The 19623-nt window shown below is 35.8% G+C and carries 16 protein-coding genes; 8 read left to right on the plus strand and 8 right to left on the minus strand.

Annotation, left to right across the window (positions count from 1 at the left end; all coding sequences use genetic code 11):
- Positions 1-44 precede the first annotated feature (44 nt).
- From mltB to rplI, 5 genes are all read left to right on the plus strand, one after another.
- Positions 45-1118 carry a lytic murein transglycosylase B gene (mltB, locus tag ACKJXD_RS05560; protein ID WP_294827224.1) on the plus strand — a complete coding sequence of 358 codons (1074 nt, stop codon included), beginning with the start codon at positions 45-47 and terminating at the stop codon, positions 1116-1118.
- Between the two features lie 343 nt (positions 1119-1461).
- Positions 1462-1845: a 30S ribosomal protein S6 gene (gene rpsF / locus ACKJXD_RS05565; protein ID WP_065559156.1), complete on the plus strand. Its 384-nt coding sequence runs from the start codon at positions 1462-1464 to the stop codon at positions 1843-1845.
- The gene (gene priB / locus ACKJXD_RS05570; RefSeq protein ID WP_363317378.1) at positions 1832-2137 is read left to right on the plus strand and encodes a primosomal replication protein N; all 306 of its coding nucleotides are present in this window, start codon (positions 1832-1834) and stop codon (positions 2135-2137) included. The genes rpsF and priB overlap by 14 nt, the downstream gene beginning before the upstream one ends.
- A 4-nt stretch (positions 2138-2141) precedes the next feature.
- Complete coding sequence (gene rpsR / locus ACKJXD_RS05575; RefSeq protein WP_025314965.1) at positions 2142-2369, plus strand: 30S ribosomal protein S18; 228 nt, start codon at positions 2142-2144, stop codon at positions 2367-2369.
- A 22-nt stretch (positions 2370-2391) separates the two neighbouring features.
- The gene (gene rplI / locus ACKJXD_RS05580) at positions 2392-2841 is read left to right on the plus strand and encodes a 50S ribosomal protein L9 (RefSeq protein ID WP_220216678.1); all 450 of its coding nucleotides are present in this window, start codon (positions 2392-2394) and stop codon (positions 2839-2841) included.
- Positions 2842-3003: 162 nt separating this feature from the next.
- Here the strand turns inward: rplI and ggt are convergent, their stop codons facing one another.
- The 8 genes from ggt to ACKJXD_RS05620 form a co-directional block, all read right to left on the minus strand.
- On the minus strand, positions 3004-4707 hold the full coding sequence (gene ggt / locus ACKJXD_RS05585) for a gamma-glutamyltransferase (protein WP_430875761.1): 1704 nt from the start codon (positions 4705-4707) through the stop codon (positions 3004-3006).
- Positions 4708-4997: 290 nt separating this feature from the next.
- Positions 4998-6359 (minus strand): PTS cellobiose transporter subunit IIC, encoded by a 1362-nt coding sequence (gene celB / locus ACKJXD_RS05590; protein ID WP_220216680.1) that lies wholly within the window; start codon positions 6357-6359, stop codon positions 4998-5000.
- 14 nt (positions 6360-6373) lie between these two features.
- A complete protein-coding gene (locus tag ACKJXD_RS05595) occupies positions 6374-6865 on the minus strand; it encodes a hypothetical protein (RefSeq protein WP_430875762.1) in 492 nt (163 codons plus the stop codon).
- A 12-nt stretch (positions 6866-6877) separates the two neighbouring features.
- On the minus strand, positions 6878-7219 hold the full coding sequence (locus ACKJXD_RS05600; protein ID WP_411603952.1) for a PTS cellobiose transporter subunit IIA: 342 nt from the start codon (positions 7217-7219) through the stop codon (positions 6878-6880).
- Positions 7220-7221: 2 nt separating this feature from the next.
- Positions 7222-9231, minus strand: coding sequence for a BglG family transcription antiterminator (locus ACKJXD_RS05605; RefSeq protein ID WP_430875763.1), 2010 nt, complete (start codon positions 9229-9231; stop codon positions 7222-7224).
- Positions 9232-9382: 151 nt separating this feature from the next.
- Positions 9383-9700, minus strand: coding sequence for a PTS cellobiose transporter subunit IIB (locus tag ACKJXD_RS05610; RefSeq protein ID WP_430875764.1), 318 nt, complete (start codon positions 9698-9700; stop codon positions 9383-9385).
- A gap of 51 nt (positions 9701-9751) precedes the next feature.
- Positions 9752-11188: a 6-phospho-beta-glucosidase gene (locus tag ACKJXD_RS05615; protein WP_430875765.1), complete on the minus strand. Its 1437-nt coding sequence runs from the start codon at positions 11186-11188 to the stop codon at positions 9752-9754.
- A gap of 384 nt (positions 11189-11572) precedes the next feature.
- Complete coding sequence (locus ACKJXD_RS05620; RefSeq protein ID WP_220216686.1) at positions 11573-11800, minus strand: ChaB family protein; 228 nt, start codon at positions 11798-11800, stop codon at positions 11573-11575.
- 495 nt (positions 11801-12295) lie between these two features.
- Here ACKJXD_RS05620 and ACKJXD_RS05625 point away from each other — a divergent pair, with 495 nt between their 5' ends.
- Genes ACKJXD_RS05625 through ACKJXD_RS05635 form a run of 3 tightly spaced genes read left to right on the plus strand, consistent with a single transcriptional unit; the run spans position 12296 to position 19622 of the window.
- Positions 12296-14662, plus strand: a complete 2367-nt coding sequence (locus tag ACKJXD_RS05625; RefSeq protein ID WP_430875766.1) for a type VI secretion system Vgr family protein — start codon at positions 12296-12298, stop codon at positions 14660-14662.
- A 2-nt stretch (positions 14663-14664) separates the two neighbouring features.
- Positions 14665-15594: a hypothetical protein gene (locus ACKJXD_RS05630; RefSeq protein WP_430875767.1), complete on the plus strand. Its 930-nt coding sequence runs from the start codon at positions 14665-14667 to the stop codon at positions 15592-15594.
- A 29-nt stretch (positions 15595-15623) separates the two neighbouring features.
- The gene (locus ACKJXD_RS05635; RefSeq protein WP_430875768.1) at positions 15624-19622 is read left to right on the plus strand and encodes a toxin VasX; all 3999 of its coding nucleotides are present in this window, start codon (positions 15624-15626) and stop codon (positions 19620-19622) included.
- The last annotated feature ends 1 nt before the right edge of the window (position 19623 follow it).

Here is a 19623-nt window from a genome sequence, read left to right on the forward strand (position 1 = left end):
TTATCATGTTGTCTAATTTTTAACTCTTTAAATATGGATAGATTATGCGACGTATTGTGATTTTATTTAGCATGTTATGTTTGCTTGTTGCGTGTCATAGTAATAAGTCAACAACATCTCCAATGCAACAACATCGAGGTCATTCAAATGTAAAAGGTGGTGTTTATCTCGAAAAAGAGCATGATCTTGTTATTGTTAATAATGCACCATTAGCTATTGAGCAGGAAAAGTTTATTGATAAAATGGTCAATAAACATCGGTTTGACCGAGAACAACTTCGAGAAGTACTAGCACAAACCACCAAACTCGATTGGGTTATAAACTTAATGGATAAACAAGCACCACAATCAGGGCCTTCGACTGGCCCTAATGGTGCATGGCTGCGTTATAAAAATAAATTTATCACGCCAAGTAATCTGCCAAAAGGGGTAGAGTTCTGGCATAAATATGAAAAAGAGTTAGCACGAGCTTATAAAGAGTATGGTGTCCCACCTGAAATTATTGTTGGAATTATTGGCGTTGAAACAGGCTGGGGCAGAGTCATGGGAAAAACAAAAATTATCGACGCACTCTCGACACTTGCCTTTTATTATCCAAGACGTTCAGCTTATTTTGCTAAAGAACTGGAAGACTACTTAATCATGTGTCGAGATGAAGGCGTAGATCCGTTTGATTTGACAGGATCATTTGCTGGGGCAATGGGGTATGGTCAATTCATGCCATCAGCATTTAGAAATCATGCGGTGGATTTTAACCATGACGGTCATATCGATTTGTGGGATCCTGTAGACGCGATTGGTAGTGTTGCTAACTATTTTAAAGCCTATGGTTGGCAAAAAGGAAAAAAAGTGGCTGTAAAAGCGGATGGGGAAGCATTATCGCTTGAAACAGGGTTTAGTACCAAATATTCGATCGAAAGATTGGCCAATGCAGGATTGAAACCAGAAAGCACATTAGATGGCAATAAACAAGTTAGCTTATTACGGCTTGATATGGGCGATCGTTATCAATACTGGTATGGATTACCTAATTTTTATGTCATTACGCGTTATAATCACAGTAGCTATTATGCCATGGCGGTATGGCAGTTAGGCTTAGCCGTAAAAGCGGCAAAATAAGATTACAACCTAAAGACAAATATAAATGTTTTGCTATATTCAGGTCACCAAAGGGTGACCATTTTTAATGGGTAAAGATAGCCAAGAATGAAAATATGATTAGACTTATCAAGAATCATTAAAGAATTTGCATGAAATATTCCTTAAATTTATTGATATCAAACAATTATCATCAGTATTAGCCCGATACAAAAATTTATTAAACTTAACATATTCATTTGTCAATTATGGTCAGTTGATATATAATGCCCCGTCGATTTCAACCGCCAAATTTTCATGTTCCTTGCTTTCAATGGGTTGCGGTTGCCCCGACAGAAAGCTGATTAATCCGTAGGGAGCGATAATGCGTCATTACGAAATTGTTTTTATGGTTCACCCAGATCAAAGTGAACAAGTACCGGGTATGATCGAACGTTATACTGGTACATTAACGACTGACGGTGGAAAAATTCATCGTTTAGAAGATTGGGGTCGTCGTCAATTAGCCTATCCTATCGAAAAACTGCACAAAGCACATTATGTGTTAATGAATGTTGAAGCGACTCAAGAAGCTGTTAACGAGCTTGAAGATAACTTCCGTTTCAATGATGCAGTCATTCGCAGTTTAATTATGCGTACTAAACATGCTGTAACTGAAACTTCACCAATGTTAAAAGCTAAAGATGAGCGTCGTAACGCTGAAGAAGATTTTAGCGAAGTAAACATGGACGATGATTCCGAAGAATAATCGTTTGGTGTTATCGGGTATTGTTACCAAGACCCCGATAAGAAAGATCAGTCCAAGTGGAGTGTCACACTGCCAATTTTATTTAGAACATGTTTCTGAACAAATTGAAGCAGAACTCACAAGGCAAGCATGGTGCGTAATGCCCGTTATTGCCAGCGGACAACAAGAGTTAAGTTACATAAAAAAAGGCAGCAAAGTATTAGTGAGTGGCTTTATTAGTACACACACTAAACGTAATCAAACAAGTCAACTTGTGTTACATGCTGACCAAATTAAACTATTAGGAGAATAGCCAAATGGCACGTTATTTCCGTCGTCGCAAATTCTGCCGTTTTACTGCAGAAGGCGTTAAAGAAATTGATTATAAAGATGTTTCTTTATTAAAAAGCTATATCACAGAAAGTGGTAAAATCGTACCAAGTCGTATTACTGGTACTAGCGCAAAATATCAACGTCAATTAGCTCGCGCTATCAAACGCGCTCGTTACTTGGCATTATTACCATATACTGACAACCATCAGTAATTAGCAACAGAGGGAACATATAATGCAAATTATTCTACTCGATAAAGTTGCTAATTTAGGCAGCTTAGGTGATCAAGTTAATGTTAAAGCGGGTTATGCGCGTAACTTTTTGATTCCACAAGGTAAAGCAGTACCTGCGACTAAAAAGAATATCGAATTCTTTGAAGCGCGTCGTGCTGAATTAGAAGCAAAACTTGCTGAGACATTAAAAGCGGCTGAACAACGCGTTGCTGAAATTAATGCACTTGGTAAAGTGACTATTACTTCTAAAGCTGGTGATGAAGGTCGTTTATTTGGTTCTATTGGTACACGTGATATCGCTGATGCGGTTAAAGCTCGTGGTATTAACGTATCAAAAAGCGAAGTTCGCTTACCAAATGGTGTATTACGTAACACAGGTGAATTTGAAGTGTTATTCCAAGTACACAGCGAAGCTTTTGCTAAAGTTATTGTTGAAATTATTGCAGAATAATTATCTTTAAATCGCGATAAAAAGCCTGTCAATTAGACGGGCTTTTTATTGACTTAATTCAATGATAATCTTGATAAAATCGAAATACAATTCTAATCATTTAATAGCAAAATTGAACCAACTCATTTATTGTCAACATTACTTTGATGTTCAATCTATCATTTAGTTAACGATAATCGATTGACCTCTACCACGAATATCTGACACTGCTTCGGGTTTATTATCGTGAATTTTAATTACTTGAATATCACCGCTAAAATCTTGTTGCACAAAGCGATATCCCATGTTTTCTAACTCTTTTTTAAACGCTTTCGGTACTGTTTTTTGAAAACGTTCAACATAAATCACATTATCGGGCAATAATTGATGATGATAACGTACTGTATCGACTGCATCTTTTAATGACATATGATTATCAAAAACATTAGCCACAACTTGAAAAATAGAGGTAAAGATGCGCGAACCACCAGGGGTGCCTATCACCATTTCTACATTATTATTTTTGATAAATAGAGTTGGAGACATGGATGACAATGGGCGTTTATTGGGTTCGATGGCATTTGCATCATTACCGACCACACCAAATTGATTGGCAATACCAGACTTGCTACTAAAATCATCCATTTCATTATTGAGTAAAATACCTGTACCCTTAACAACAATAGCCGAACCGAACCAACCATTTAAGGTATAAGTATTTGATACTGCATTGCCCCACTTATCAACAATTGAAAAATGCGTAGTTTGTAACTTTTCATGTTCCCAATCTAAACCAGGTTTCACTTGCTCAGTATTCGAAATCACAATAGGATTAACTTGTTTGGCTCGTTCAACTAAATATTGTTGATCGATAAGTTTTGCAACGGGGACACTGACAAAATCAGGATCGCCCATATATTCAGCGCGATCAGCAAAAACACGTTTTTCAATTTCAGCTAATAAATGGATATATTGCGCAGAATTGGGTTTCACATCTTTAAACTTGTCTGCTAATGTTTGCTTCATTAATAATAGTTGGATTAATCCAATACCACCTGAACTTGGTGGAGGAGCGGTTATGATTTGCATATCATGCCAATTGGCAATCAAAGGATCACGCCATTTAATCTGATAATTTGCTAAGTCAGTTTCAGTAATTAAACCGTTATTATCTGCCATTTGATTGGCAATCAGTTTGGCTATTTCACCTTTATAAAAACCATCACGTCCATATTGAGCAATTTTATTTAAAACATGACCCAATTCAGGTTGTTGAAATAGTTTATTGGCTTTCATACTACCAAAATATTGCTTGAAATGACCATTGTTTGGCGCAGACACAGCCGCTTCTTGATAACGTTCAATAAGTTGTGGTGGGACAATAAAACCATCATTAGCAAGGCGGATTGCTGGTGCCATCACTTCTTGCCAGGTTAATTGACCAAAGCGTTGATGAACAGCCCACATACCGGCAACCGTACCCGGTACACCAGAAGCTTGATGAGAATAAAGACTTAAACCAGGGATCACTTCATTATTACTATCTAAAAACATGGTTTTATAGGCATTATGGGGGGCAACTTCACGATAATCGATAAAATAAGGTTTTCCATCCATCCAAAGTGTCATAAATCCACCACCGCCAATATTGCCAGCCTCAGGATAGGTCACGGCAAGGGTAAATGCAGTAGCCACGGCGGCATCGGCTGCATTTCCGCCTTTTTCAAGTATTTCCTTTGCTGCCATAGCGCCATAATTATCCGGTGAAGCAACGGCGCCTGCTTTAAATGTTTGTTGATGAGTCTCAACAGCAAGCACTTGCTGATAGACCAATAAACACAAAGTAAAACAGAAATACTTAATGAACAGATTTTTCAAATAGGACATACAACACCTCCTGCTAAATACATGATAACTTCCCCCACTTTTGTCGCTAGGCATCGTTATTATTAATGTGAAAAGCGAGTCAAAAATTGAAGAGGAGGAATAGATGAATATAGCATAGAAGATTTATACATTGAGTAAATTATGTTCAGTGATTGTTAATGGACGTATTGATAATTCAACACAATTTTTAGTTTGCAAAACCTCATCAAAAAAAATCACGATTAATGAATGATTAATCGTGACTTAAATTAACACTTATAAATTGATAAAACGGTTATACTTGTTTATTTTTAATGGGCTTCGCCAACTTCTTGAACATCATCAACAGGTTTGCCTTGTTCTTCTTTAAATAATTTATTGTCATAAAGTTTAACAAACGGAAGATAGATAAATAGCGCTAAAATAGCAGACAGTATCGCAACAATGGCCGCCTTATAATCTCCACCTGTCCCGATAAAGGCGCCTAATCCCATTGGTGACGGCCAAGGAACTAAAGCAATAATGGGATTCATAATACCCGAACTAATAGCAAAGTATCCTAACGTTCCACATGCCATTGGCGCTAAAAAGAAAGGTAAAGCTAAATAGGGATTATAAACAATGGGCATACCAAAAATAATCGGCTCATTAATATTAAATATGGCAGGAACAGCGGACGCACGACCTAAAATTTTTAACTGGCTTGATTTAGCAAAAAAAGCAATAAAAAACGTCATTAACAGTGTCGAACCTGAGCCACCTAAAATGACTAATGAATTATTAAATTCACCCGCGAATGGAATATGTGCACCTGCGGTATTTTCGGTCATATTGGCTAACATAATTGGCGTAATAAACGCCCCAATAATGCTTGCCCCGTGAATCCCTACAACCCATAATGCATGGATTAAAAAAAGAATAACCATAATCCCTAACCAACTTTTGGTTAAGTTAGTCACAAACGTAAACGGAATACTGACAATATCAAAGATATCTGTCCCCATAAACACTAAAAAGCCATTTAAAATAATGATACAAAAAGCAATAACAAACGTTGGAATCAACGCCGTAAAGGAGCGTGAAACACCTAATGGTACGGTTTCGGGCATTTTAACAACCCAATTTCGTCTGACACATAAAAAATAAAGATGCGTGGCGACTATTGCCATGACAATAGCAATAAAGATCCCCGATGTGCCTAAGCGAAACACGAAAGGCGTTAAACGTAGACCATTAAACACAAGGTTACTTTGATCACTGAGTAATGTAATCACTCCATTTTGCATGACTAATTCCGGTAAAGTCATAAAAAATGCAAAAGCCGATAACATTGCACCGTTAAGGGCATTTACTTTTAAGCCTGTCTCTTCAGCTTCAATTTTTGTTAATTCATAGCCCACAACAAAATTAAAATAGAGCGCTAAAATACCGATTGTAGCGGTATTGGCAATCATATACAGATCACTGACCCGAAAAAACGTATTTTCAAAAAAACCTTCTAAACCCGTGAATGTCATTGGCAAGGTATTAAAAACTAAAAACATAGAGCCAACAATTGAAAAAGGTACTGATGCCATACCGGCAGCCATTACCGCGCGCACAATTTTAAATTGTGATATTTTTGCCATTGGTGTCATTAAATACTTTTGTAAAAACACAAATCCGGTATTCATTTTGTTTTCCTCATCTAATTAATAATTTCTTCATAAGCTTGGATTCGTTTAAAATGTTTATCCTCGTTACGTTGAATTTTTGCCAATCTTTTAAGCATTAAAAAAGCCATTACACCACTCCCAATTAGTAGCCCCATGATCGTATTTAAAACAGGTTGCGAATCTTTTAAAAATGGAAAAAAGAGATGAAATAAAGATGTATAAAGGGTGATAACTAACACGCCACACATTAAAAGCATCATTTGAAAAAATAACTTAGCAAATGGCAGAAAGTTATCATGATTGCGATAAAGCTTTACTTGTTCAAAAGCGGTTAATGCACCCAAAATAAAAAGCGTAATAGGTAAAATAGCGGTGTAAGACTTCGAGCCAAGCAAAAAAACAGCCCAGTAAAGATTCAAAAATAGCAAAAAAGCAGTCGAGTAACGAATCGCTAAAAAACGATTAAAATAAAGATTGGTTAAACTCAATTTTTTAGACTTATCTAATTGGGCGTTTATCATCATTGCTTAACCTCTTTAGTTAGCCGATAGCTGATCACATCTTTGGTATAAAAATGACATCTCAATTGCAATTTCACGCATTGTCATGGTTGTCATTAAATGGTCTTGAGCATGCACCATAATAATTTCCATTTCGATTTGCATACCATTGGCATAAGATTGCAGTAATTCGGTTTGAGATTGATGGGCTGCTAAAATTTCATGATTAGCCTCTTCAAGAAGTTGATTAGCCTGGTCAAACTTGGCTGTTCGCATTGCCTGAAAGGCTTCATGGATTTTGGTTTTGGCATTGCCACTATGCAAAATAATATTAAAAGCGACTAGTTGAATATCTTCTGAGCTCATTTTTGAAATCATTGTTACGCTCCCTTTTCTATAAGTTTAATAAACAGTGATTTAAATTCGGAAAAAGTTTGGCATTGTAATAACTGGTTTTGCATCGCTGAATCATCAATCAAATTAACGATTGCTTTTGTCATCATTGCTAAAGAAGGATTTTGATAAACAGACGGTGAAATAAGAAAAATAAAGCGAATATCAGGGTGATATTTATCCCAATAGACACCATGAGGAATCAGCGCAATCCCCATTTTAGATAATCTTCCGACAGGAACAGCAGGATGCGGTACCACAATGTTAGGACTAAAAAAGATATCCCCCAACGCCATTCGTTTAGCCATTTGTTTAATCATCTTTGATTTATAACAACAGGCTTCATTGACCGCTAAACGCTCCAATAAAAGATCTAAAATATCGTCTTTCGTTAATGGACATTGGCAATAATAAAAGTAATCAGCAGTCACCTCTTCAACGACTTGCTCAAGATAGGACAAATGACTTTTTTCATTGACGATATGAGTCGATGACATCGTGTTCAGATTGGATGAAGTTATGACATGACGTGAAGAAAGATAACGCCGAATTTTTTGCACATCTTCTTCAGTAAAAAAAACAGAAACATGAAAAACCGGAATTTTAAAGACTTTAGCAGAAAGATCGACTGAAGAGATAATAAAATCCACTTCGTTTAACATGTCGGGTTCAATTTCATAATAGCCTCGGGTATCAATAATTTTAATACGCTCATCAAATTCACACTCGACCCGATTTTTTAAAAGCTGAGCGCTACCCAATCCGGTTGCACAAATAATTAATACTCTCATTTTTTGCGCATTTTTCAGTTTTTCAACGGAAGCCAAAAAGTGCAGGGCTAAATAACCCCATTCATCATCAGAAACAGTTAACTTAGTTAAATTAGGGAGTTGTTTAAAATAGTGCTTAACTAAGTCAAATAATTCGGGCGAGCAGGTTTTGATCTCATTCAGTAATGGATTTTCAAGTTTGATATTTTGCGCTAACCTTACTAACATCGGTTTTAAATGTTGAACCAAGCCATTTTTTAATTGCTCATCTTTCAAAAATTGATAGCCTGTTTCAAGCTGAATCTTAAGTAATAAATCGGTTAACATTAAGCTGAGTTGCGCATCTAAATCTTGTTGGATAAAGTTAGATTTACTCATCAAATGCAAGGTTAAATACATCTGTTCTTCTTTCGGAAAAGCAAAACCAATTACTGTCTCAATGCGATCAATTATTTTTTTCGCAACGTGAAATTCCAATGAACTTTTAGTTGTTTCTGGCATATCCAGATTTTGAATGGTCAGACCCGATTGTAAACGTTTAATGCTTAAAGAAAGATGCAACACAATATTTTGCATCATCACATCGGACAATTTTATGTTTGCTTCACGACACTCATCTAAAATAATAATGGTTAACGTGTCAAAACTGATTGCATCACTAAACTTATTTAAATAAGTTAAACGCTGCAAAAAGTTCATGGATTCCTCGTGAAAAAAATAGCTCATAATAAAATGACGTTTGGCTTTTTCTGCACCGTCCACATAAAACAACTGTTTATTTTTCTTTAAAGTCAGTTCGAAGGGTTGAAGCTGATTTTTTATTTCCAGCATATCTTTATTGAGTTGTGATGAACTAATAAATAACTGTTCGGATAATGCTTCAATATCGATTTTTTGACATTCCAGTAATAGCAGATTAAGAATGTAGTGTTTGCGGTGACAGACTTCCCGTATATTGGCTTGTTCTTCATGCCGATCTAATAAATGATGTTCAATCAAAAACGAATTAAACGCCGTTCTATCCAAGATTTGCAATTGATAACCATAGCCTTGTTTACTTACAATTTTGGCGCCATTACATTCAATCAATGCTTTTAAATCGTTAAGATAAGTACGAACAGTTCTATCGGATAATGATAACTCAGTTGCTAGCAACGCACTGCTTTTAAACTGATTTTTTGAGCCGACTAATAGGCTAATAAGATCGCGTTGTTTATTTTTAATCATTATCATCCACACCTATAACAGCTAAAAAGATAAAGAATAGTGTGGTTGCTTTAGTTGGCTAATCAGACACACCCTAAGCAACATCGCCGGGCGCCGACCCTAAAACGGTCAAAAAACGGCGCCCAATACTGAAAACAGCAATGATCTAAAATTATTGGATATTTTCCTCAATCAATTTCGCTAATTGTTCAATCCCCGAAGGGGTAGGGATATAAGCTTGAAAAGGAATACTGACAACAGGCTTACCGATTTCATCGCCCAATTTTTTGAATTTATCTAACATCATCATCGTTTGTGGACTAATTAAAAACAGGGAAAAATCACTATTTTTAATCATATTACTGCCTTCGGTTGCTGAAACAGCATCAACTGAAATCGCCTTATTTTTATTGGTAAAATGTTCGGTTGCTTTTTTTGCCATTAACGATGAAGACATACCCGCAGCACAAATAATTAACGCTTTTTTCATAGCTTCTCCTAAAAAGTTGTTATCCATAAAATGGGTTATAAATCAAAATTCTTATAAAATTTCACCATTTGACTCAATCACTTTTTTATACCATGCAAATGAATCTTTGCGACTACGTTTTAACGTGCCATTGCCTTTGTTGTCCTTATCGACATAAATAAAACCATAACGTTTTTCCATTTCGCCCGTGCCTGCTGAAACTAAATCGATACAGCCCCAAGGGGTATAGCCCATTAAGTCAACACCATCTTGCAAAACAGCCAACTTCATTTGCTTGATGTGTTCACGCAAATATTCAATACGATAATGATCATGTACTGCACCATTAGCCTCGACTTTGTCATAAGCACCAAAACCATTTTCCACGATAAATAACGGCAAATGATACATATCCGTAAACCAATTTAATGCGTATCGCAATCCTTCAGGATCGATTTGCCAACCCCAATCCGATTTTTTGACGTATTGATTACCGATCAAATCGGTTTTTTCATTAAATTCATAACGATCGTTGCCTGCTTTATGTCTGATCGCATTGGACATATAATAACTAAAACCAATATAATCGACGGTGCCGTTTGCCAGTACCTCTAAGTCTTGGCTGGTTACATCTAACTTAAAGCCTTTATGCTGCCAATATTTGATAATATGATTTGGATATTGACCATGGACATGCACATCGGTAAAAAAGTATTTACGTTCCATGACTTTTTGCGCCATTAATATATCACTCGGCTTACAGGTTTCGGGGTAGATAGGTACAAAAGCAATCATACAACCGATTTGAAAATCGGGATTGATTGCATGACCAATTTGCACGGCTTTAGCACTGGCAACTAACTCATAATGAGCCGCTTGATACATAATTTCTTCACGGTTATCGCCTGCTTGATAATAAATACCTGAATTGGTAAATGGCGCAAAATCCTCATCAAAGTTGGCTTGATTATTAATTTCATTAAACGTCATCCAATATTTGACTTTATCTTTATAACGATCAAAACACACTTCGGCAAAACGAACGAAAAAATCGATTAATTTTCGATTACGAAATCCACCGTATTCGGTGACTAAATAATAAGGCAATTCAAAATGTGAAAGGGTAACAACTGGCTCAATATTATATTTTAAACATTCATCGAAAAGATCATCATAAAACTTCAAGCCTTCTTCATTTGGCGCAAGTTCATCACCTTTAGGAAAGATCCGTGTCCAAGCAATTGACGTTCTAAAACATTTAAAGCCCATTTCAGCAAAGAGTTTAATGTCTTCTTTATAATGATGATAAAAGTCGATGGCTTCATGATTAGGATAATACTCACCTTCAATAATTCCTTCGGTAATTTTACGATAACTTTTTGGCGAACCAACGGTCATGACATCGGCAACACTTATTCCTTTTCCACCCGCTTGCCAAGCCCCTTCTAACTGATGAGCAGCAACCGCTCCTCCCCATAAAAAATCTTTTGGTAAACCTTTATTATTCATAATCAAGCACCTATGTTTGTTGACGATTCAAATTTAGTATAAAAGGAAAAATAAAGAATTACTAACCAACATTTTCCGTATTGATAAGGAAAATATCAGCGCAATATGGCAGGTTTAGCAAAACAGCAAATACAAGAAAGGAGAAGATAAAGCATGAGGAAAATAAATCAATTATAGTTGCTAGATATCAACCACAACGCTAAAAGAAATTCACACTATATATTGATCATCACAATAGAAATCGGTATTAACCATAAAAGAGTCAATTTGACTGAGTAAGAGCTTCAGATTTGACGAAATATCACACTAGATTGAACATATGAATAAGCCAACTATCATAGTTGGCTTTTGTATTGTTCTAATACTCAAATCATATTGATAATATTATTTAGCAACCCATTTGCCGTTTTCATCTTTATGATAAAGTTTTTCAACTGCCGACCAAGCAACACGAAAGGCAACTTGCTCAGGCGGACTATTGTCTCGGCGTTTTTTCGGATCTTGGTATTCCTTAATCGCACTATTAAATGCCTCTTTAAATATATCTTGAGCATGTTCTGGCAGTACATGACGTACGGATTCAGGTAAATCATTGCGTGTTTTGTATGGCATATCACATCCCCTTTAAAAATGAATCATACATAATTGCAAAATTAATGGTAATGATGGGTAAATAGCATTTAAAACGACTTACTAAGAATTTAGATGTTTTTATAGTCAAACACAAGCAGATTTTAGCAATACATAATCAATATTTAATATTTTGCAGTTGTTTATAAACAAGATTAATGTTAATAAAAAAGTAAAATTAAACACAAAGTATTAGATAGGTAATAATCTGTGTAATATAATGATTAATATTGATTATTTTGCGATAATTAAATAAAATTGCCTAAATAAAAAAATTTTAAACGAAAATCAATCTTTACAAAATAAAAAAGTTTTTACTCAAAGTTATGTATTTATTGATTAATTAAATTAAAAAAGTTATTTTAATACTATTTTGTTTTTTATTTATCCAGATTTTTTAACACTATTAGAATTATTATAATAATTTATGGTGGTAAATAAGTGCTATTTAGGTTGTAGAATTAATAAGGAAAGCAGATGTCATTAACGGATATAGTTTCAGCAGGGCTTGATGCTCTAACCAGTACGGTGTCTCATAATCGTTACTTACTCAAACTTGATGAACTTGACACGACCGATACGATATCGGTTTTTTCGGTCGTCATTGATGAACAGTTAAATCAGCCTTGGCGCTATACCATCACTTTCACAAGTCCCAATCGAGCTTTATCCGTTGACAGTATTTTAAATAAATCTGCTTCATTCTCTTTTTTGCCAGAAACAGAAAAACTAATGGATATGATATTTGATTCATCATCTATTACAAAGCAAGTTTTTGGTGTCATAACTGCCTTTAGTTTAATATCAATAAACCAAGAAGAGGCACATTACCAAGTTGTGTTGGAACCAAGGCTTGCGCTACTTAACAATAGTCGAGGTAGTGCAATTTATCAAAATCAAAGTGTAATAAGTGTCGTTGAACATCTATTAAGACAACACGGTTTAAATGGTATTGATTATCGACTTGATTTAAGTGAAAGCTATCCTGCTCGAGAACTGATTACTCAATGGCAAGAAAGTGATTTGGCTTTTATTCAAAGATTATTATCGGATGTTGGAATTAGTTTTTACTTTGAAACGCATCCAGAACATAATTGTGATGTTGTCGTATTCAGCGATCAAGACCAACATTTTAAAGAATATGGCTCAATTATTCATCAAAAACCAAGCGGAATGGGCGATGGTGGTAATTTCAGTGTATGGGCGCTCACACAACAAAGTAAAATGGTTAATCAAAATGTTATGGTTAATGACTATAACTATCGTAATGCAAAACAAGACATGTTTTCGCAAGTCAATACGGCATTAACTGAAACTACCACTTATGGCACTGAGTACCATTACGGTGAAAACTATAAACATCTATCAGAAAATACAGACAGCAATGAAATTGAAAGCGGGCAATGGTTTGCTACTATTCGTCATCAGCATAACATATCGCATCAACGTATTATTCAGGGTAAATGCAATAATTATAATCTAGCACCCGGTCAACGATGGTTTATTATAAACAGCCAAATCGATGGCATCGATGATGGGATAATTATCTTAGCGATTACAGGTAATGGTGATCGGAGCAACGCTTACGAAATAGAGTTTACCGCTATTGCGTTTGATGTTTTAAAACCCTATCGACCACGTCCATTACCTATGCCCAAAATTGGAAATACCTTGCCAGCCCGAATTACAAGTCCAGATAATGATACTTATGGCTATATCGATGAGCATGGGCGTTATCGGGTCAAATTCAACTTTGATTTAGCAAACTGGCGTAGTGGTCAAGAAAGTTTATGGGTCAGATTTGCCAGACCTTATGCTGGAAGTCAATATGGTTTTCATTTTCCGTTAATTGATGGTACTGAAGTGGCTATTGCCTTTACAGATCAAAATCCAAATCGCCCTTATATTGCATTTGCATTTCATGATAGCGCGCATCCTGATCTTGTTACAAATCTTAATAAACATCGTAATGTGATTCGCACACCCACTAACAACAAATTGCGAATGGATGACAAACGAGGTCAGGAGCATATCAAACTCGCAACCGAATATGGCAAAACACAATTAAATATCGGACATCTTGTCAACAGTAATAAAGAGCAACGAGGGGAAGGATTTGAACTTCGTACCGATATGTGGGGAGCGATTGCAGCAAACCGTGGATTGTATCTGACCAGTCAAACAAAACCCAAAGCGCAAGGCAAACAGCTAGACATGCAAGGGGCAATTTCTGAACTGGAAAATGCGTTATCGATAGCTAAAGCACTTCAAAATGCGACGGAACAAGCACAAAGTCATGTACCTGATGTTGATTCCCAGCAACAATTACAAAGCGCAGTATCTAATATGTCACAACCGGGAATTCTCGCTTATGCACAAGAAGGGATGGCTTTAACCAGTTCGGAAAATATCCAACTCACAACCAAAAATAGTGTAACAGTGACAACGGCAAAACAGACGGATATTTCGGCGTTGAAAAATATTACCTTAACTACCTCCGAAGCGATTAGTTTAATGGCACAAAAATCGGGGATGAAAGTTATTACTAATCAGGGTGATATCGATGTGCAAGCTCAAACAGACCAAATAGCGTTAGCGGCAAAACAAAACATTCAAATTGATAGTGCTAACAGTCATGTCGACTTTTCTGCCGCAAAAACACTCAAGCTTATTTGTGGTGGTTCGTATATCAAAATAAGCGAAGCTGGGATTGAGTTAGGCACCCAAGATAATATCTATCTTAAAAGCAATGCGATGCAAAAAATGTCACCAGCAACCGAAACCAGAACTATTAAACTAAAATCAAGTAATTTAGATATTAAAAGTTGTTCCGAAATGGATTAAATATGCTTAAAGAATTAAATAAAAGAGCCAGTTTTAATAAATATCGTTATCTTTTAATTGATAATTTAGTCGCTCTAAATTCGGTCAGTCCATTATCACGTAGAGGATTACAGAGTTTATATGGTGAAGATAAATTATTTGGCGAAAAAAAACTTACTACGGTTTTACGTACTGATCTAGATTATGATCCAAGCGTATGCCCGACATTAGTTATGCTTGCTGAACCTTATCAATTTTTAGAACAAGCAGTCATTGATAAAATCACAATGCAAGCCTCGGTTGAATGTTTTTGGTCAAAACGATATATCTGTGCATTTATTGTCACTGACCTTAAACCGTCAATATTGGCAAAACAGATTATTAATATTGGAAATCACATCGCTAAAACATTGCGACGACATTATTATCCCTTTTTTGAACCTTTCCGGATGCAGTTTTTACATGAACTTGGTTCAAACCAAGACAACGCATGGCTCAAAGCGCAATTTTCACAATTTGAAAACTATTATTATCCGTCAATACACAATGGCGAATTTATTCCTTATATAAGCGATCACGAATCAACAATAGAACACGGTTGGAGTACGGAATACTGTGAGCGTTTAAAAAAATTAAGGGTCATTCGCACGCTTGTTAATGCATGGGCAAATAACCGCACACAATTTGAAGAACAAAAAAATGTGCCACTTGAAAAGCAGGTAATTATACAGGCAACGCAATTGATTGAACAAGCTGACAGATTAGGCTTAACCGATGCTGCCGATATCCTTTTTTGGGGACTAAATGGATTAAGGTATCACTATATGTTTACTACACATCCAGAAGTACTGAAACAAATACCTAAAGCCCAACTGGCGCCCGGTACATTTTCTAAACATGTCATTGACGCCAAGATTAACCTTGAAAGCCAAATCCATTTATTAACAGAATAAAGAAAAAATAAAGAATTAAAGAGTATAAGATGAATAAAACAGAAAACATCGCCATAGAAAATAAAAACGAAGCCAGTGGTAATTGCCTTGCGTGTGGTCGAAGAGGAATACCGGTATTTTTATTGCGTCAGGCGGTGATAAAAATGAAAGGTCTTAAAACGGATGAGGCGAATCCCGATTATCAAGAATTGGCAAATTATACAAAAAATTTAAATTTTAAATCACGTATGCCCGATGAAGAACTGATCGAATACGGTTATATTTTACGGACTTTGCGAAACGGTTACATCTATGTGATGCAACAACAAGGCGAAGATATAAATAGTCGAATGATGCAAACCTATGAATGTGTTGAAGGGGCGTTAAGATTAAGAAGCCATCACCAACTTACTTATACCGAACCAAGACCGATATCAAAAGCCTGTAAAAACTACTGTCACACTATTCCGGCAGCATTTATTCATCTACAACAAGACTATACTCAAGCATGGGTAGCATACAGTGCGCAACCTTGGAGTAAAACAGCCGTTGAAGATTATCTAAAAGAGCAAGACAATCAAGTGTTATCCCGTTTTACCAAAATAGATATTACTAATTTAGCTCAGTCACCGGCAGAAGCAACCGGTAACCGGGCTGTCCCGTTTACCGATATCTTTGGTCAGGTAAATAATACTAAAACCCCCAGCAAAGTATTAGAGTTTCGTTTTGATGATAATAAATTACCTTTCTTTGAATCGGCGCATCCCTTTAACAGTTTTAAACAGCAAAAACAACAATTTGCAACGCATGTGAGCAACTTATACGCAAAGGGAAAAGCAATATCGTGTGGAGTGGTATTAGAAGACACCTTTGGCATTGCCGAAGAACTTAACACACAGCGCATTGTGCATCTGCATATATTTAATGAAACGCCTTTAACACAAAACGAAATATCGTTAGCAGAACAGCAAATTGATAGTTTTGAAAGCTTAGAACACGCAACCGAAATTTACGAGCAACGCGCAAAAAACATGTTCAAAACCATTAATCCTGATTTACAGCGACAATTTAATTATTATAAACCGGTTATGTTCAAAAAACGCATAATATTGCAATTAATTGAACAATACCGATCTTCTATCATATCCGCTTATAATCAAGAAATGGCAAGAGAATTAAGAAGGATTGAAAATTTTAAAAATTCGGGTCTGGACACTGTAGGCTATAATGGCATTCCCGAATCGACAAGAATGCTCACTCGTGTAAGCCGTTTAGGTGAAGAAAAAAGGGAAAAGCTTAAGGATTTTGATGAATGCATCGATCAAGGTAAAATTGAAAAATTCACTATTAAATTAGAAGAAGCATATAAAGAAGTAGTTAACTACCATAAAGAGTGGTCAATAGACTATTTTACGTATGCACGTTGGTTATTTGGCAAAGACGGCTTTACCTCAACATTTACTGAAACAAAACCGCTTAGTGTCAATACCAACCATTTTTGGCAACGTGAATTTGATTTTAGCAGTCAAGAAACGCAGGTAGTCTATCAATCGCAAGTGACAAATATGTTACTCGATACCACCCATTCCGAAATAAAATTGGATGAAGATAGCGCATTATGGGACGAACTACTTAGTAATTCTGAAAGCATTTACTATATCAGTGAATATAACAACGTTAAAGGTATCAATCGTGATGAGACTGTTTACGTCGATTTAGAAAACAACCAATTGTTAACACCTAAAGATGTGGTATCGAATGCAACCAACTTTTTGGGGACGGTTTATAATGCCTCGGTAAAACATAAAATTGAAACAGACACCAATCAAAAAATCAAAATATTAGAAAAAAACAAAGCTGAGCTTGAAATTAGAATAGAACGAAACAAACAGAAAATAGACGAACTTGCTCAACAAAAAAAACAAATTCCAGTTAGTGATCCTATAGCGCAAAATGAACTTAGGCGCCAAAAACAGGTTTATGAAAAAAAACTTATTGATTTAAAGAGGAATCTCGAAGCGATCAATAAAGAGTTAGCCAATATAGCCGATCCAAACTCATCGTCAACTTTCATGGCTGAGTCAGGCGAAAGTTTACTCAATCGTACCGCATTGAAAAAACAAGCAATACTAGCAAAAGATATCAAACGCAAACCGATCGAATCTCAGTGGATGCGATTAAACGCTTTTGACGAACTAGCTAAACTCGGAGCGCTACCGGTTGAGATTAACGTACAGATTAGACCTGAAAATATTGTTAAAATCCAAAATCTTTTTACGCAAATGCATCGTGGATTTTACAACAGGGGCATCTATCACCCGCATGAGTTGGAACTTTTACACAGTATTGAAATTGATGAACAGGTCACCAAAACTGGAACAACCAAAACTAAAAAAGTGAAGTTTACACTATGTTTCCCCGATCAAGCCAGTAAAACCGTGTTTGTGGACTTTATTAACAGCACTAATGGTACATTAAGTCCGCATAACTTAAAACAATTTATAGAACAGAACTACAAACAGTATTTCCAATTAATTTATAAACAAAAAAACCTGTTAGAAAATATAGACATTAATGAAAAAGGAAGAGCGACAACCGCTGATATATTAGAAAAAACCAGTGATGAAGCCATTGCCAAAGCTAAAGCTGATATTGAAAAGCAAAGTTCAGCTGCAACAACAGCAATAAACCAAATGGAACAGAAACAAGACACAATTGACAGTAAAATTAGAGTAAAAACAGCGAGTAAAGACGTACGAATTGGTCAAAAAACCTTTAAAGTGAATTTGGCGGTAAGTGGTATATTAGGCACCATTACCCTAATGAATATGAGCGATATGCTTAAAGAGTGGGATGAGTTTAAAGAAGGTAATGGCGAACTTGATTTAAGAGCACAAATGGTTAATTCACTAATTTCTCTGATATTGACTGGCATAGATTTAACCAGTCAATATAAAAATATTCATCTCAATATGCAATTAATTAAAGGCATCAATGCAGGAAAAGATGTAGCAAGCTTAGATGCTAAAATCAGATTGAATTCCATGATATCTAAAACGGTTGGTGTTGCTACAGCAGCGATTACCGTACTCGAAGCTTTTGGTGAAATAAAAAGTTCATTTGATATGAGGAATATGGAAGCCAAAAGATATTTTGTAATGCGATTAGTAGGAGCATTTATGCTAGGAACAGGAGCTATAATAGCAGTAATGGGATCCTGGATAACTCTTATCATTGGAATTGCTTTAGTGATTGCAAGTAAATTAATGATTCTATTTAGCAAAAAATACGACAATTTTACTGATATTCAACATTGGTTAAATCGCTGTTGCTTTGGTGTACAACAAGAATTTGACTATTTAGGCTATCAAGCTTACCACGAAGACGAATTATACACTCACAGTGGTTTTGGTTTGGCGCTCAATGACTATGCGGTTATGACCTATAATATCCAAACCTTTGTTCGTTTAAAACCGCTGTATCATCCACCAGGAACGTCATCCGAGCCAGGTGCCCCTAATCTGTTTCAACGCCATATCTATTTTTATTTGGATATTCCTAATTTTGCGAAATACCATCAAAACGAAAGCGCCACTGCGCTAATTCGGATATTTATTAATGATTACCCAAATCTAAAAACCGAACCAGACCCAATACCTGAAAAATATATCGACTTTAAGTACCGTATTACGTCAAATAAAATAGAGTTAATAGCAATCAGCAAAAACTATGGCAATCTTAATCTTATTTGGACAGACAAAGCCGCCTATTTTGAAAGGTATGATCGTAACCGCGATATACTAGGGCGCCCGATGCCCGACTACTATAAACTTGACGAACCTGACGAATTTACACTAAACCTATCAACGGCTGGCTTAACAGCTGAAAAACAAAATGATGACACGCCATTAGCCAATGAATTAATCATAAATAAATGGATGGCAGGAACTATAGGTGCAATTAATATTCCAAAATATCAGATAATTATTCAATATAATAACCGTGAAGATGTGCCTTTAATCATAACCAAAAAAAATAAGATATCATAAG

This window comes from Gilliamella sp. G0441, from assembly GCF_050589305.1.
In the GTDB taxonomy this organism is placed as follows: Bacteria; Pseudomonadota; Gammaproteobacteria; order Enterobacterales; family Orbaceae; genus Gilliamella.